This is a genomic window from Streptomyces nymphaeiformis, from assembly GCF_014203895.1.
Taxonomy (GTDB): domain Bacteria; phylum Actinomycetota; class Actinomycetes; order Streptomycetales; family Streptomycetaceae; genus Streptomyces; species Streptomyces nymphaeiformis.
On sequence record NZ_JACHJY010000005.1, the window covers coordinates 537008 to 552642 of the forward strand.

Genomic DNA, 15635 nt, shown 5'->3' on the forward strand with positions numbered 1-15635 from the left:
GCCCCGCACGTCTCCTGACGATCTGACCGGATCGGCTCGCACGCGGTTCGAACGGATGGCGGTGGAGTGGCGGAATCCGGTACTCCGGAAGCTCACCCCGTCCTCCGGAAGGAGTCGGTCATGTCCTCACCCATGTCCGCGGACAGGTTCCTCCGCGCGCTGCGCGACGAGGGACTCACGGTCGTCCAGGTCGGCGACTGGTCCACCCACAACCGCAACCACAAGGGCCCCTGGGGCCCGGTGAACGGCGTGATGATCCACCACACCGTGACCCGCGGCACCGCCCGCACGGTCCGGATCTGCCGGGACGGTTACGAGGCCCTGCCGGGGCCGCTCTGCCACGGCGTGATCGCCAAGGACGGCACGGTCCACCTCGTCGGCTACGGGCGCGCCAACCACGCGGGGCTCGGCGACGACGAGGTCCTCCGCGCGGTCATCGCCGAGCGGCGGCTGCCGCCGGACGACGAGGCCACCACGGACGGCAACCGGCACTTCTACGGCTTCGAGTGCGAGAACCTCGGCGACGGCGAGGACCCGTGGCCGAAGGTCCAGCTGGAGGCCATCGCGAAGGCGGCGGCCGCCGTCTGCCGGGTGCACGGCTGGACGCACCGCTCGGTCATCGGGCACCTGGAATGGCAGCCGGGCAAGGTGGACCCGCGCGGGTTCACGATGGCGTCGATGCGGGAGCGGATCGCGGACCGGCTGCGCTGACCCCAGGGGTGCTTCACGAGCAGGTCCGGTCGCGGGGTGCCTCCCGATCGGACCCGGCCGGGGAGCGGCGAGAATGGCCGGGTGAACGCGCTCGACCTCTCCCACCTGCGGCCCCGGCTCCCCTCGCCCCTGGAGCCGGTGGAGGACGAGCGCTTCACCCGGCGCGGCCTCACGCTGCTGCTGAAGCGCGAGGACCTGATCCACCCGGACCTGCCCGGCAACAAGTGGCGCAAGCTCACGCTCAACCTGCGCGAGGCGGCCGGCCGGCCCGTGCTCACCTTCGGCGGCGCGTACTCGAACCACCTGCGGGCGACGGCCGCCGCCGGCCGGCTGCTCGGCTTCCCGACGGTCGGGGTGGTCCGCGGCGACGAGCTGGCCGGGCGGCCGCTGAACCCGTCCCTCGCGCGGTGCGCGGCGGACGGGATGCGTCTCGAGTTCGTGGACCGGGCCACGTACCGCGCGAAGAACGACCCGGCCACGCTCGCCGCGCTCCTGGAGCGGGCCCCCGCCCACGCGTACGTGGTCCCGGAGGGCGGCAGCAACACGCTCGCCGTCCACGGGTGCGTGGAGCTGGGCCGCGAGCTCGCCGGCCTCGCCGACGTGGCCGCCGTCGCCTGCGGCACGGGCGGCACCCTGGCGGGGCTCGCGGCCGGCTTCGAAGGCCGGATCCTCGGTGTCCCGGTGCTCAGGGGAGGCTTCCTCGGCGGGGAGGTCCGGGCGCTCCAGGAGGCGGCCTTCGGCGGACCGCGCGGGGACTGGACCCTGGACGAGCGCTTCCACGGCGGGGGGTACGCGCGCGTACCCCCCGCTCTGGAAGCGTTCGCACAGGACTTCGAGGCGCGGCATGGACTCGCCATCGAGCGACTGTATGTCGCCAAAATGCTGTACGGCCTGACGGCCCTCGCGGAGGAGGGCGCCTTCCCTGCCGGCACCCGGCTCGCGGCGGTGATCACGGGAGCGCCGGAGGCCGCCTAGAGCCGGCCCCCGGCCCCCGGCCCCCGGCCATGATCCGCCGGGCAGGACCCACCGGTCCGTCAGTCCGTCTCCCGGTAGGCCGCCGCCTCCTCCAGGTCGAGGCGGCGGAGCAGGCTGCGCATCATCTCGTCGTCGATGCGGCGGGCGTCGCGCAGCCGTACGAAGACCTCGCGTTCGGCGTCGATCACCTCGCGCGAGAGGCGCCGGTAGGTGTCGTCCGCGGTCTCCCCGGTGACCTCGTTGACCGCGCCGAGGCGCTCCCACACGGAGTTGCGGCGGCGCTCCAGGACCGTGCGCAGCCGGTCGACGAGGGGTTTCGGCAGGGCGTTGCGCTCGTCGGCGAGGAGCTCGTCGAGGCGTTCCTCGGCGGCGCGCGAGGCCTCGCTCTGGGCCTGCGCCTCGGCCAGCGTCTCGGTGTACCTGTCCCGTCCGGGGAGCTTCAGGAGCCGGATCAGGGGCGGCAGGGTGAGGCCCTGCACGACGAGGGTGCCGATCACGGTGGTGAAGGTGAGGAAGAGGACGAGGTTCCGGGCCGGGAACTCCTCGCCGTCGATGAGGACGGGGATGGAGAAGGCGATCGCCAGGGAGACCACGCCGCGCATGCCGGCCCAGCCGACGACGAGCGGCGCCCGCCAGTCCACCTCGGGCTCCCGCTCCCGGATGCGCGCGGACATCCAGCGGGGCAGGAAGGTCGCGGGGTAGACCCAGACGAACCGGACGACGACCACGGCGACGAAGACCCCGACCGCGTACCAGGCCGCCTCCCCGACCCCGTACGGCCCGAGCCCCTGGACGACGAAGGGCAGCTGGAGGCCGATCAGGGCGAAGACGGCGGACTCCAGGATGAAGGCGACCATCTTCCAGACGGCCTCCTCCTGGAGCCGGGTGGCGAAGTCGACCTGCCAGGCCTTGTGGCCGAGGAAGAGGCCGACCACGACGACCGCGAGCACGCCGGAGGCGCCGACCTCCTCGGCGGCGGCGTACGCGATGAACGGGATCAGCAGGGAGAGGGTGTTCTGGAGCAGGGCCTCACGCAGGTGCGTGCGCAGCCAGTGGATCGGCACCATCAGGACCAGACCGACGCCGATGCCGCCGACCGCGGCGAGCAGGAACTCCCCGAAGCCTCCCGCCCAGCTGATGCCCTCCCCCACGGCGGCCGCGAGGGCCACCTTGTACGCGGTGATCGCGGTGGCGTCGTTCACGAGGGACTCGCCCTGGAGGATCGTGGTGATCCGGTTCGGCAGGCCGAGCCTGCGGGCGATGGCGGTGGCGGCGACCGCGTCCGGCGGGGCGATCACGGCGCCGAGCACGAGGGCGGCGGTGAGCGGCAGGTCGGGCACGAGGAGGTACGCGAGCCAGCCCACGGCCACGGTGGCGAAGAGGACGTACCCGACGGAGAGCAGCGCGACGGGCCGGATGTTGGCCCGCAGGTCGAGGTACGAGGAGTCGACGGCGGCCGTGTAGAGGAGCGGGGGCAGGATCAGCGGCAGCACGATGTGCGGATCGAGGGTGTAGTCGGGGACCCCCGGCAGGTACGAGGCGATGAGGCCGACGGCTACCAGGAGCAGCGGGGCGGGCACCGGGGACCTGCGGGCGAACCCGGCCACGGCCGCGCTCGCCGCCACCAGTGCCACCAGCTGTAGTGCGTCCATGCCCGACCCCGTTCCGTGCCGCAACGTAACCTGGCCATCATGAGCGAGTGCCTGCACGTAGCCGAAATCCCGCGCCCCGAGCCGGCGCCGCTGACCGAGACCTGCCTCGAATGCCTGTCGGACGGCACGCACCCGGTCCAGCTGCGGCTCTGCCTGGGCTGCGGGCACGTGGGCTGCTGCGACTCCTCGCCGGGGCGGCACGCGACGGGGCACTTCTCCACGACCGGGCATCCGGTGATGCGGACCTTCGAGCCGGGCGAGGCCTGGCGCTGGTGCTTCGTCGACGGTTCGATCGTCTGACGGTTGGGTACGTCAACCCTCCGCGGGTCTCCGCGGCCGCCGGGGTGGGGGCCGAGGGTCTCCGCGACTGCCGGGTCGGGGCCGCGGCTCCGGGGCCGGGTCTCCGGGGCGGGGTCTCCGAGGCCGGGTCTCCGGGAGCAGGGCGAGGAAGCCCTGGTCTCCGGGGCTCACGGCGACACGGCAGGATGGATCGCGATAGCGTCACGGCGGACCGCGCAGGCTCCCTGCGTACCGCCCGGTTCGGGGGCTCTCCCCCCGAGCCCCGAATGAGCTTGTGCCACCTTGGAGGTGAGGGTGTCCCAGATCGCAGGCGAGCCCGGGACCCAGGACTTCGTGGAAGTCCGGCTGCCCGCTGCGGGTGCCTATCTGTCCGTGCTGCGTACGGCCACGGCCGGTCTCGCGGCGCGCTTGGACTTCACCCTCGACGAGATCGAGGACTTGCGGATCGCGGTCGACGAGGCCTGCGCCATCCTGCTCCAGCAGGCCGTGCCGGGGTCCGTCCTCAGCTGTGTCTTCCGGCTGGTCGACGACTCCCTCGACGTGACCGTCTCCGCACCGACGACCGACGGCAGGGCGCCGGAGCGGGACACCTTCGCGTGGACCGTGCTGTCGGCGCTGGCCGGAAAGGTGGAGTCGTCGGTGGCCGATGACCGTACGGTCTCGATCAGCCTGTACAAACAGCGCGGCGCGGGGCCAGGCCCGGCGTGAGGAGCGGGGACGCGACGGCCGGCATCCCTGAGCAGCAGGCGCGGCCGAACAGGGTCGCTACGGAGCAGGCGGACCAGATGAGCGAGCACGAGCAGCACCCCGAGGTTCCCGGGACGGCGGAGGCCTCCGCGGCTCCCGGGCCGCGGATCCCCGACGAGGCCGAGGAGACGCCGGCCGAGGCTTCGGACAAGGCTGCGGCCGAGGACGGCGACGAGGACGACGCCGCCCCGGACCCGCACGACCGGAGCGGCGCCCGCGCCCTCTTCATCGAGCTGCGCGAGCTGCCCGAGGGCTCCCCGGAGAAGGCGGAGCTGCGCAACCGGCTGGTACGGATGCACCTGCCGCTCGTGGAGCACCTGGCGCGGCGCTTCCGCAACCGCGGCGAGCCGCTGGACGACCTGACCCAGGTGGCGACGATCGGCCTGATCAAGTCGGTCGACCGGTTCGACCCGGAGCGCGGGGTGGAGTTCTCCACGTACGCGACGCCGACGGTCGTCGGCGAGATCAAGCGCCACTTCCGTGACAAGGGGTGGGCGGTCCGGGTGCCGCGCCGGCTCCAGGAGCTGCGGCTCTCGCTCACCACGGCGACCGCCGAGCTCTCGCAGCAGCACGGCCGCTCGCCGACGGTGCACGAGCTGGCGGAGCGGCTCGGGATCTCCGAGGAGGAGGTCCTGGAGGGGCTGGAGTCGGCCAACGCCTACTCGACGCTCTCCCTGGACGTCCCCGACACCGACGACGAGTCGCCGGCGGTGGCGGACACGCTGGGCGCGGAGGACGAGGCCCTGGAGGGGGTCGAGTACCGCGAGTCGCTCAAGCCGCTCCTGGAGGACCTGCCGCCGCGGGAGAAGCGGATCCTGCTGCTTCGCTTCTTCGGGAACATGACCCAGTCGCAGATCGCGCAGGAGGTCGGCATCTCCCAGATGCACGTGTCCCGGCTGCTGGCGCGGACCCTGGCGCAGCTGAGGGAGAAGCTTCTGGTGGAGGAGTAGGTCAGGCCTCCTGGCCGGGGCGCCGGATGCCGAGCGCCTCGGTCGTGGCCGGGTTCACGAGGAGGACGAGCCCGGTCACCGCGAGGACGCCCAGGACGATGCCGGCCGGGATCATCACGCTGTTCGCCTGGAGCATCTGCCAGGCGACGGGCAGGGCCAGGATCTGGGTGATGACGGCCGGGCCGCGGCTCCAGGAGCGGCGCAGCCACAGGCCGCGCGCGGCCACGAGCGGGATCAGACCGAGGGCGACGAGCGTGACCGCGCCCATGACGGCGCCGGTGAGGTCGCCGGCCGTCCCGGTCAGGGCGTTCACCGCCATGTACACACCACCGGCGACAAGCCCGAGGGCCTCGACCCCGGCGACGGCCGCGGCGGCGGCGAGACGGGTGGGCCGGGGGGTCTGCTCCGCACTGCTCATAGAGGGCAGGGTAACCGGGGCGCCCGGTGCCCCGGGGGCACCGGGTAGGGGGTCAGGGCCCCGGCCCGGTGCGCGCCCGCCGGTCGGGCAGTGCGGCCCCGGGGCCCGGGACCGGCGTGTCCACCCGTCGGGCCTGGACTGCGCCCGGTACCGCCGGGTAGGTACGCTGGCGCTCATGCGCGCACTTCTCGTGGTCAACCCGGCAGCCACCACCACCAGTGCCCGCACCCGTGACGTGCTCATCCACGCGCTGGCCAGCGAGATGAAGCTGGAGGCCGTCACCACCGAGTACCGCGGGCACGCGCGCGACCTGGGCCGGCGGGCCGCCGAGGCCGGGAACATCGACCTGGTCGTGGCCCTCGGCGGGGACGGCACGGTGAACGAGGTCGTCAACGGACTGCTGCACGGCGGCCCCGATCCGGACCGGCTGCCGAGCCTCGCGGTCGTCCCCGGCGGCTCGACCAACGTCTTCGCCCGCGCCCTCGGACTGCCGAACGACGCCGTGGAGGCGACCGGCGCCCTGCTCGACGCGCTGCGTGAGCGGCGGACACGCACGGTGAGCCTCGGGCTCGCGTCCGGGACGCCGGGCACCGAGGACGAGTCGGTGCCCGAACGCTGGTTCACGTTCTGTGCCGGACTCGGTTTCGACGCGAGCGTCATCGGCCGGGTCGAACAGCAGCGCGAGCGCGGGAAGAGGTCGACGCACGCCCTCTATCTGCGTCAGGTGGTGCGCCAGTTCCTGGAGGAGCCGAACCGCCGGCACGGCACGATCACCCTGGAGCGCCCGGGCGCGGAGCCGGTCGAGGACCTCGTCCTCTCCATAATCTGCAACACCTCCCCCTGGACCTACCTGGGCAATCGTCCGGTGTACGCGTCCCCGGAGGCGTCCTTCGAGACGGCGCTCGACGTGCTCGGGCTGCGCCGGCTCTCCACTCCGGCGGTGGCCCGGTACGCCACCCAGCTGCTCACCTCGACCCCGGAACGGGGTCCGCGCGGCAAGCATGCCGTGTCTCTGCACGACCTGACCGACTTCACCTTGCATTCGAAGGTTCCCCTCCCCCTGCAGATGGACGGAGACCACCTCGGACTGCGTACGAGCGTGACGTTCACAGGCGTACGCCGTGCACTGCGTGTGATTGTGTGAGTGGAAGGGCCCAAAGTCCTTTCACTCGAACGTTTAGGCGCGCATCCACCCCTTAGAAGTACGGCTGTGACCTAGCCGACACCGAGGAATCAAAAAAAACTTTCCGGAAGGGGTTGTATCCGTTGCTGGGGTTTGGGAGTCTCTTCTTGGCGATCGGGACGGCCCGCAAGACCGGCCTCCACTGAGAGCCAGAACCCCTCCTCAGCACAAGGACCACACCAGTTCTCCTGGCAGTCGGCCCTTCCCTTGCGGGGGGATTCGTGAAAGCGTTCACATTCACAAGCAACTCGCACGAAACACTGAGAGAGGTAGCAGCCATGGACTGGCGTCACAACGCCGTTTGTCGTGAGGAAGACCCCGAGCTGTTCTTCCCCATCGGCAACACCGGTCCTGCGCTGCTGCAGATCGAGGAAGCCAAGGCCGTCTGCCGCCGCTGCCCCGTCATGGAGCAGTGCCTGCAGTGGGCGCTCGAGTCCGGTCAGGACTCCGGCGTCTGGGGTGGCCTCAGCGAGGACGAGCGCCGCGCGATGAAGCGCCGTGCCGCTCGCAACCGGGCGCGTAACGCCAGCGCCTGAGCCACCTGCACAGCCTGAGGCAGCGGCGCGTACACCGCGTACGCAATCACCGCCTTCGAGCCGCAGCACGCAGCAGTAACCCACAGCATTCGAGCCCCGGACCGATTCTCTTCGGTCCGGGGCTCGCTGCTGTGAACTCGCGGGCTCGCTGAACTCGCTTCACTTCTGGGGCTGTACGGGGATGTCGAGGACCACCTTCGTGCCGCGCTCGGTCCCCGGCTGCATGTCGAAGCTGCCGCCGAGCTCGCCCTCGACGAGCGTCCGCACGATCTGCAGGCCGAGGTTGCCGGCCCGCTGCGGGTCGAAGCCCTCGGGCAGACCGCGGCCGTCGTCCTGGACCGTGATCAGGAGTCGGGCGTCCGTCCGGCTCTCGCCGCGGACGGCGCTGACCTCGACCGTTCCCTGCTCCCCCTGCGCGAAGGCGTGTTCGAGAGCGTTCTGCAGGATCTCGGTGAGGACCATGGAGAGCGGGGTGGCGACCTCGGCGTCGAGGATGCCGAAGCGGCCGTTGCGCCGGCAGGTGACCTTGCCCGGGGAGATCTCGGCGACCATCGCGATGACCCGGTCGGCGATCTCGTCGAACTGGACGCGCTCGTCCAGGTTCTGGGACAGCGTCTCATGGACGATCGCGATCGAACCGACGCGCCGCACGGCCTCGTTGAGGGCTTCGCGGCCCCGGTCGGAGTCCATCCGGCGGGCCTGGAGGCGGAGCAGGGCGGCCACCGTCTGGAGGTTGTTCTTCACCCGGTGGTGGATCTCCCGGATGGTGGCGTCCTTGGTGATCAACTCGCGCTCGCGGCGACGCAGTTCGGTGACGTCCCGGAGCAGGACGAGCGAACCGATGCGGGTGCCCTTGGGCTTGAGCGGGATCGCCCGCAGCTGGATCACCCCGCCGTTGCCCTCGACCTCGAACTCGCGGGGCGCGTAGCCGGAGGCCAGCTTGACCAGGGCCTCGTCCACCGGGCCCCGGGAGGGGGCGAGTTCGGCGGTGATCTGGCCGAGGTCCTGGCCGACCAGGTCGGCGGCGAGACCGAGCCGGTGGTACGCGGAGAGCGCGTTCGGCGAGGCGTACTGGACGACGCCCTCGGCGTCGAGGCGGACGAGACCGTCGCCGGCGCGCGGCGAGGAGTCCATGTCGACCTGCTCGCCGGGGAAGGGGAACGTTCCGGCAGCGATCATCTGCGCGAGGTCGGAGGCCGACTGGAGGTAGGTGAGCTCCAGGCGGGAGGGGGTGCGCACGGTCAGCAGGTTGGTGTTGCGGGCGATGACGCCGAGGACCCGGCCCTCGCGGCGCACGGGGATGGACTCGACCCGGACCGGAACCTCCTCGCGCCACTCCGGGTCGCCCTCGCGGACGATCCGGCCCTCGTCGAGGGCGGCGTCGAGCAGCGGACGGCGGCCTCGCGGGACCAGGTGGCCGACCATGTCGTCCTGGTAGGAGGTGGGGCCGGTGTTGGGCCGCATCTGGGCCACGGAGACGTACCGCGTGCCGTCGAGGGTCGGGACCCAGAGCACGAGGTCGGCGAAGGAGAGGTCGGAGAGCAGCTGCCACTCCGACACCAGCAGATGGAGCCACTCGAGGTCGGAGTCGCTCAGGGCGGTGTGCTGGCGGACGAGGTCGTTCATGGAGGGCACGGTGCGAGCGTACCTGCGGAATTACAGGGGCCGTGAACCTGGATCTCCGGGGCTGCGTGTTGGAGGATGGGCCGGGAAACACCGCGTTCCTGTGGATGGACAGACAAGAATGGTCTAGTCCACAATGAAAAACACAGAGCCTCCATCCTCCCCGCACAGGAGGATGGAACGAGGTACCCGGCGCTCTCTGCCCTGACTGCGCCGAGACCTCCCACACGGCCGAGGGACCGCACACCCCCGGCCGAGCTACTCCGGGCTGCGGTGCCGGGCGGGCCGAGGGTCCCGCCAGGCGCCGCGGCCCGCGGGTGCTTCAGGGCCCCTTCGGTTCGACTTCCCCGCCTCGGGCCGTGGGCCAGGCCCGCATCGCCGCGTCCGCCACCGCCGTCAGCTCCTCGGCCGTCGCCCCGTCGCGGGCCTGCAGGGACATGCCCTGGAGGACGGCGCCGGCCAGCCGGGCCAGCGCGTGCGGGTCGGTGCCCGGCGGAAGCTCGCCCGCCTCCACGTCTTGGCGGATGCGGTTCTCGAACGCGGCCAGGTTGTCGTTGCGCCGGGCGCGCAGGGCCTCCTCGACCTCCGGGGTCGAGCAGTTCACGGCGGCCGAGATCATCAGGCAGCCGTGCGGATGGCCGGGCTCGGTGAAGACCACGGCGGCCTCGCGCAGCATGCGCCCCACGGCGGCGCGGGCGGTCGGCTCCTCGGCGAAGGCACGGCTGCCGTAGGCCCCGTAACCGAGCGCGTAGGCCTCGACGACCTCCTCGAACAGCGTCTTCTTGTCGCCGAAGGCCGCGTAGAGGCTGGGCGCGCTGATGCCCATGACGCGCGTGAGGTCGGAGACGGAGGTCGTCTCGTAGCCGTGCTCCCAGAAGGCCATCGTCGCCTGCTCCAGGGCCGTGAGCCGGTCGAAGGAGCGGGGGCGGCCGCGCTGTCTCGTCACCATGGAGTGAATTCTATAGCGCTCGTTACGAATCATGGGGTACGGTCTTTACGTAACGACCACTACAGAAAGAGGGGGGCGTCGCCATGGGCGTGCTCGACGGAAGGCTGGCCGGGAAGACGGCGCTGGTCACGGGCGGGAGCCGGGGCATCGGACGGGGGATCGCCGAGCGGCTCGGCCGCGAGGGCGCGCGGGTCGCGGTGCACTACGGGACGAACGAGGCGGCGGCGAAGGACACGGTCGCCGCGATCGAGGCGGCCGGCGGCTCGGCCTTCGCGGTGGGTCAGGAGCTGGGGGTGCCGGGGGACGCGGCGGCGCTGTGGCGGGCCTTCGACGCGCACGCGGACGGCCTGGACATCCTGGTGAACAACGCGGGGATCGGGGCGTCGCAGCCGTTCGCGACGATCGGTGACGAGGAGTACGACCGGATCTTCGCGGTCAACACGAAGGCGCCGTTCTTCCTGGCGCAGCTGGGGGCGGAGCGACTGCGGGACGGCGGCCGGATCATCAACGTCTCGACGGGCCTGAGCAGGGCGGCGGCCATGCCGGACCTGATGGCGTACGCGATGTCGAAGGGCGCGCTGGACGTCTTCACGCGCTATCTGTCAAAGGTGCTCGGCCCGCGCGGGATCACGGTCAACGCGGTGGCGCCGGGGATCGTCGACACGGACATCAACGCGGGCTGGCTGCGGGGGAACGAGGAGGCGTGGGCCGGGGCGGCGGCGATGTCGACGCTGGGCGCGGTCGGGACGCCGCCGGAGATAGCGGACGTGGTGGCCTTCCTGGCCTCCGACGACGCCCGCTGGGTGACGGGCGACTGGATCGACGCGACGGGAGGCTCACTGGCCTGACGGGGGCACCCGGGGCCGGTCTGGTGCGGGGGTCCGGACCGACCTGAGCCGCAGGGCGCGGGGCGGTGTGAGGCGCGGCTCCGGACCGGCCTGAGCCGCGGCGTGGGGGCGGTGTGACGCGGAGGTCCGGACCGGCCTGAGCCGCGGCGCGCGGGGCGGTGTGACGCGGGGGTCCGCTCCGGTCTGACGTGGGGCCCGAGTCGGCCCGGCGCCGGGGCTCCGGCGGGGTTCGAGTGGCTGGTGGGGCGGGGGCGACCGACGATGGAGGCGGTGCCGTCCGCGGGGCGGAACGGCATGAGGGGAAGGCCTCCCCTCTGCTAGATTTGGACTTAGATTGGTCTATACCACACGGTCCTTTCAGCAGCCCCTCACCAGATCGGCAGGCACAGCGTGGAAGTTGTCATCGTCAAGGACGCCAAGGCCGGCGGCGAGCTCATCGCGGACGGCATCGCCGACCTCCTGCGCCGCAAGCCCGACGCGCTGCTCGGCGTGGCCACGGGCTCGACCCCGATCCCGATCTACGACGCCCTTGTCGCCCAGGTCTCCGCCGGCGCCGTGGACGCCTCCCGGGCGCGGATCGCCCAGCTCGACGAGTACGTCGGCCTGCCCGCGGGGCACCCGGAGTCGTACCGCTCCACCGTGCTCCGCCAGGTCGTCGAGCCGCTCGGGCTCTCCCCCGAGGCCTTCATGGGCCCCGACGGCTCCGCCGAGGACGTCCTGGCGGCCTGCGAGGCCTACGACAGGGCGCTGGCCGAGGCCGGTGGCGTGGACCTGCAGATCCTCGGCATCGGCACCGACGGGCACATCGGCTTCAACGAGCCGTGCTCCTCGCTCGCCTCCCGCACCCGCATCAAGACGCTCACCGAACAGACCCGCGTGGACAACGCCCGCTTCTTCGACAACGACATAGAGCAGGTGCCGCACCACGTCATCACCCAGGGCATCGGCACCATCCTGGAGGCTCGCCACCTGGTGCTGCTCGCCACCGGCGAGGGCAAGGCGGAGGCCGTGGCGCAGACCGTCGAGGGCCCGGTGGCGGCGCTCGTGCCGGCCTCCGCGCTCCAGCTGCACCCGCACGCCACGGTGGTCGTGGACGAGGCGGCCGCCTCCAAGCTGAAGCTCGCGGACTACTTCCGCCACACCTTCGCGAACAAGCCCTCCTGGCAGGGCATCTGAGAGGTACGTACGCGAAGGGGCCCGGCACCTGGAATCACCTCCAGGTACCGGGCCCCTTTCCCGTACGCCCCCTCAGGCGCCGGTGCCGACCACGGCCTCCGCCGCCGCGCGGCCGCAGACCCGGGCCGCGCCGTGCGTGGCGATGTGCAGGGCCCCGCGGGGCTCCGCCTCGTTGAGGCCCATCTCGACCACGACGGTGTCGGGGCGGTCCGCGAGGAGGCCGTCGAGGGCCTGGATCATCCACGGGTGCCGGTGGGCGTCCCGTACGACCGCGACGATGCGCCGCTCCCCCGCGGCGGCCAGGACGGCGTCCACGGACGGCTCGTCGTACGAGCCGGTCTCCGTGCCGGGGAGCAGGCGCTCCAGCTCGGCCGCGATGCCCCAGGGCGTCTCGTCGCCGACCGCGAAGTTCGCGACCGGGGTGAAGGAGGCCACGTAGGGGGCGTCGGACATCGGCGTGTGGGGGTGCTCCCCGCGGGTCACCTTGAGGGCCCGGCGGGCGGCCACGAGTCCGATGTCGGTGCCGGGCGCGGTCCCCTCCTGCACTGCCGCGCCCGGCACCGATCCAGCCCCCCTGGCCCGGTGCGCCTGGGTCCAGGCCGCCAGGGCGCGCACGCGCGCCGCGGCGTCGGCCAGCCGCTCCTCGGGCAGTTCACCGGTCCGTACCGCGTTCACCAGCGCGTCGCGCAGTTGCAGCACGGTGTCCTCGTCGCACAGCCCGCCGCCGACGCAGATGGCGTCGGCGCCCGCGGCGATCGCGAGGACCGATCCGCGCTCGATGCCGTACGTCGCCGCGACGGCCTGCATCTCCATGCCGTCGGTGACGATCAGCCCCTCGAAGCCCAGCTCCTGGCGCAGCAGACCGGTGAGGATCTGCGGGCTCAGGGTGGCCGGACGGTGGGGGTCGAGCGCGGAGAGCAGAATATGCGCGCTCATGACCGCTTTGGTACCCGCGGCGACGGCCGCGCGGAAAGGTACCAGCTCACGGGCGTGCAGTGTGGCGAGGTCCACATCGATCCGGGGCAGCGCGTCGTGGGAATCCACGTTGGTGTCGCCGTGTCCGGGGAAGTGCTTCGTGCAGGCCGCGACCCCGACGCCCTGGAGGCCGTCGACGTACGCCACGGTGTGCCGGGCGACGAGGTCCGGGTCGGGTCCGAAGGAGCGGACGCCGATGACGGGGTTCTCGGCGTTGGAGTTGACGTCCGCCGAGGGCGCCCAGTTCAGGTCGACGCCGCACTGCACGAGCCGGCGGCCGAGCTCGCGGGCCACGGCCCGGGTGAGCTCGACGTCGTCGACGCTGCCGAGGGCGTAGTTGCCGGGGAAGGACGAGCCCTGCTTGACCTCGAGGCGGGTGACGTCCCCGCCCTCCTCGTCGATGGCGACGAGGACGTCGTCCCGCTCGGCGCGCAGCTGCGCGGTGAGCGCGGCGAGCTGCTCGGGGCTGACGATGTTCCGGCCGAACAGGCCGACCGAGGACAGGCCCTCGCCGATGCGGCGGAGCAGCCAGTCGGGCGCGGTGGTGCCGACGAAGCCGGGCTGGAGGACCGTGAGCGCGTCACGGGTCAGGGTGTCCGAGCCGTGTACGAGTGTGGTCATGGCGAGCCGTTATCCCTTCACCGCGCCGGCGGTCATGCCGCCGACGGCCTTGCGCTGGAGGAACAGGAAGACGATGAGCACGGGGAGGGCGAAGAGCGTGGAGGCGGCCATGGTGGCGCCCCAGTCGCTGCCGAACGCGGTCTGGAACTGGGTCAGCCAGAGCGTCAGGGTCTGCGACTCCTTCTCCTTGTTCAGCATGAGGATCATGGCGAACTCGTTCCAGGCGGTGATGAAGCCGAAGAGCGAGGTCGACATCAGGCCGGGCGCGAGCAGCGGGAAGATCACCTTGCGGAAGGCCTGGCCCCGGGTGCAGCCGTCGATCTGGGCGGCCTCCTCCAGCTCGACCGGGACGGCGGCGATGAAGCCGCGCAGGGTCCAGATCGTGAAGGGGAGGACCATGACGAAGTAGATGAGCGTCAGCATCGGGATGCTGTTCAGCAGGTCGTTCTCGCGGGAGATCATGTACATCGCGATGACCATGACCTCCCAGGGGGCCATCTGCGCCATCATCACGATGAGGACGATGCCCTTGCGCCCCTTGAACCTGAGGCGGGCGATCGCGAAGCTCGCGGCCAGGGCGACGACCAGGGCGAGCAGGACGGCGCCGATGGTGACCGTGAGGCTGTTCGTGACGTACGTCCAGAAGAGGTCGACGCCGGTCGCGGTCTTGTAGTTCTCGAACGTCGGGGTGAAGACGAAGACCGGGTCCTTGGTCATGATCTCGTGCTGCGGCTTCAGCGAGGACGAGAACATCCAGTAGACCGGGAAGACGAACACGACGGCGAGCACGAGGGCGCCGAGGTTCTTGGCGACCGCACCGACCGTGAGCGGCTTGCGGGTGCGCAGCTTCTGCGGAGTCGGGGTGGTGGTGGCGGCGCTCACAGCTCCTCCTCCTCCTTCAGGATCAGGCGGAAGTAGAAGGACATGACCGCGATGAGCATCACGATCGTCAGGATGGAGATGGCGGCGGCGACGCCGTAGTGGAACTGGCCGACGCCCTCGATGTAGGCGAAGACCGGGAGGGTCTCGGAGCCTCGGTCGGGACCGCCGAGGTTCATGGCGTAGACCTGGGCGAACGCCTTGAAGATCCAGATGATCTCCAGGAACGTCGTGATCATGAAGAAGGACTTCAGGTTCGGGAAGACCACGGCCCAGAAGGTGCGCCAGCCGCTCGCGCCGTCCATCTTCGCGGCCTCGTACAGCTCGGAGCCGATGGTGGTCAGGCCGGCGTACATGTTGAGGGCGACGAAGGGGACGGAGCCCCAGACGAGCAGGATCAGGACGATGACCAGGGTGGAGAAGCCGGTCTCGAACCAGTTGTGCTGGTCGTAGCCGGAGAAGCCCAGCGTGCGCATCAGCCAGTTCACGACGCCGAACTGCTCGTCGAAGAGCCAGCGGAAGACCGTGACGGAGGCGACGATCGGCATGGCCCAGGCGAACATCAGGGCCAGCGAGAGGACCAGTCGCATCTTCTTGCCGAGGCGGTTGAGCAGCAGGCCGATGGCCGTGCCGATCGCCATGATCAGCGCGACGTTGACGGCGGTGAAGACGACGCTTCGGACGACGACGGTCCAGAAGTCCCCGTCGCCGAGGAGCTCCGTGTAGTTGTCGAAGCCGGTCCAGACCGTCTCGCGGGTGATGAACTCCTTCCGGTTGAGCTGCTGGAAGGAGAGGATCACGTTGCGGATCAGCGGGTAGAGCAGCAGCACCGCCATGGACAGCAGGGCAGGCGCGACGAGCAGGTACGGCAGCACCCCGCTGGGCAGGGAGCGTCTGCCGCGTGGAGGCTGAAGGACTTCCTTCGGGCCCGAAGAGGGTGGCGGAGTCTGAGACTTCCCTGCCGCCCTCCCGGGCGCGTCCTGGGGACCGGCGGTCGCCGTCCCCTGGGAGTCCACGGTCATGGTCTTATTCCTCGCGGTTCTGGGGCTCCCGCGCCCACCGGGGCACGGCCCGGGGGAGCGGGCCGCTGAT

The 15635-nt window shown here is 71.5% G+C and carries 16 protein-coding genes; 9 read left to right on the forward strand and 7 right to left on the reverse strand.

The window, feature by feature from the left end; all coding sequences use genetic code 11:
- Positions 1 to 120: 120 nt before the first annotated feature.
- Positions 121 to 711, forward strand: coding sequence for a peptidoglycan recognition protein family protein (locus GGE06_RS19875; RefSeq protein WP_116158903.1), 591 nt, complete (start codon positions 121 to 123; stop codon positions 709 to 711).
- An 81-nt stretch (positions 712 to 792) separates the two neighbouring features.
- Complete coding sequence (locus GGE06_RS19880; RefSeq protein ID WP_184931381.1) at positions 793 to 1686, forward strand: 1-aminocyclopropane-1-carboxylate deaminase/D-cysteine desulfhydrase; 894 nt, start codon at positions 793 to 795, stop codon at positions 1684 to 1686.
- A 59-nt stretch (positions 1687 to 1745) separates the two neighbouring features.
- Here the strand turns inward: GGE06_RS19880 and GGE06_RS19885 are convergent, their stop codons facing one another.
- Complete coding sequence (locus GGE06_RS19885) at positions 1746 to 3338, reverse strand: Na+/H+ antiporter (protein ID WP_184931382.1); 1593 nt, start codon at positions 3336 to 3338, stop codon at positions 1746 to 1748.
- A 39-nt stretch (positions 3339 to 3377) separates the two neighbouring features.
- On the opposite strand from GGE06_RS19885, the gene GGE06_RS19890 reads away from it, so the two are divergent.
- From GGE06_RS19890 to GGE06_RS19900, 3 genes are all read left to right on the forward strand, one after another.
- A complete protein-coding gene (locus GGE06_RS19890; protein WP_116158906.1) occupies positions 3378 to 3638 on the forward strand; it encodes a UBP-type zinc finger domain-containing protein in 261 nt (86 codons plus the stop codon).
- 294 nt (positions 3639 to 3932) lie between these two features.
- Positions 3933 to 4346 (forward strand): ATP-binding protein, encoded by a 414-nt coding sequence (locus GGE06_RS19895; RefSeq protein WP_019889334.1) that lies wholly within the window; start codon positions 3933 to 3935, stop codon positions 4344 to 4346.
- A complete protein-coding gene (locus tag GGE06_RS19900; RefSeq protein ID WP_184931383.1) occupies positions 4343 to 5335 on the forward strand; it encodes an RNA polymerase sigma factor SigF in 993 nt (330 codons plus the stop codon). Before GGE06_RS19895 ends, GGE06_RS19900 begins: the two co-directional genes overlap by 4 nt.
- Before the next feature lies 1 nt (position 5336).
- Here GGE06_RS19900 and GGE06_RS19905 read toward each other — a convergent pair whose 3' ends face one another.
- Positions 5337 to 5753, reverse strand: a complete 417-nt coding sequence (locus GGE06_RS19905; protein WP_116158908.1) for a hypothetical protein — start codon at positions 5751 to 5753, stop codon at positions 5337 to 5339.
- Between the two features lie 175 nt (positions 5754 to 5928).
- Here GGE06_RS19905 and GGE06_RS19910 point away from each other — a divergent pair, with 175 nt between their 5' ends.
- The gene (locus tag GGE06_RS19910) at positions 5929 to 6897 is read left to right on the forward strand and encodes a diacylglycerol/lipid kinase family protein (protein WP_116158909.1); all 969 of its coding nucleotides are present in this window, start codon (positions 5929 to 5931) and stop codon (positions 6895 to 6897) included.
- A 317-nt stretch (positions 6898 to 7214) separates the two neighbouring features.
- Entirely contained in the window at positions 7215 to 7472 is a 258-nt protein-coding gene (locus GGE06_RS19915; RefSeq protein WP_003953983.1) for a WhiB family transcriptional regulator, read from the forward strand.
- A 159-nt stretch (positions 7473 to 7631) separates the two neighbouring features.
- Here the strand turns inward: GGE06_RS19915 and GGE06_RS19920 are convergent, their stop codons facing one another.
- Both GGE06_RS19920 and GGE06_RS19925 read right to left on the reverse strand, forming a co-directional pair.
- Positions 7632 to 9098: a sensor histidine kinase gene (locus tag GGE06_RS19920; RefSeq protein WP_116158910.1), complete on the reverse strand. Its 1467-nt coding sequence runs from the start codon at positions 9096 to 9098 to the stop codon at positions 7632 to 7634.
- Positions 9099 to 9417: 319 nt separating this feature from the next.
- The gene (locus GGE06_RS19925) at positions 9418 to 10044 is read right to left on the reverse strand and encodes a TetR/AcrR family transcriptional regulator (RefSeq protein ID WP_184931384.1); all 627 of its coding nucleotides are present in this window, start codon (positions 10042 to 10044) and stop codon (positions 9418 to 9420) included.
- An 83-nt stretch (positions 10045 to 10127) separates the two neighbouring features.
- On the opposite strand from GGE06_RS19925, the gene GGE06_RS19930 reads away from it, so the two are divergent.
- Both GGE06_RS19930 and nagB read left to right on the forward strand, forming a co-directional pair.
- Positions 10128 to 10892: an SDR family oxidoreductase gene (locus GGE06_RS19930; protein WP_116158912.1), complete on the forward strand. Its 765-nt coding sequence runs from the start codon at positions 10128 to 10130 to the stop codon at positions 10890 to 10892.
- Positions 10893 to 11282: 390 nt separating this feature from the next.
- Positions 11283 to 12068 (forward strand): glucosamine-6-phosphate deaminase, encoded by a 786-nt coding sequence (gene nagB / locus GGE06_RS19935; protein ID WP_116158913.1) that lies wholly within the window; start codon positions 11283 to 11285, stop codon positions 12066 to 12068.
- Between the two features lie 72 nt (positions 12069 to 12140).
- On the opposite strand, the gene GGE06_RS19940 is transcribed toward nagB, so the two are convergent.
- From GGE06_RS19940 to GGE06_RS19950, 3 genes are read right to left on the reverse strand one after another with little or no spacing between them, the layout of a single operon-like run.
- Positions 12141 to 13664 carry a glycoside hydrolase family 3 protein gene (locus GGE06_RS19940; protein ID WP_116158914.1) on the reverse strand — a complete coding sequence of 508 codons (1524 nt, stop codon included), beginning with the start codon at positions 13662 to 13664 and terminating at the stop codon, positions 12141 to 12143.
- Positions 13665 to 13673: 9 nt separating this feature from the next.
- Entirely contained in the window at positions 13674 to 14510 is an 837-nt protein-coding gene (locus tag GGE06_RS19945) for a carbohydrate ABC transporter permease (RefSeq protein ID WP_116165321.1), read from the reverse strand.
- Positions 14511 to 14542: 32 nt separating this feature from the next.
- Positions 14543 to 15565: a carbohydrate ABC transporter permease gene (locus GGE06_RS19950; RefSeq protein ID WP_116158915.1), complete on the reverse strand. Its 1023-nt coding sequence runs from the start codon at positions 15563 to 15565 to the stop codon at positions 14543 to 14545.
- Positions 15566 to 15635 lie beyond the last annotated feature (70 nt).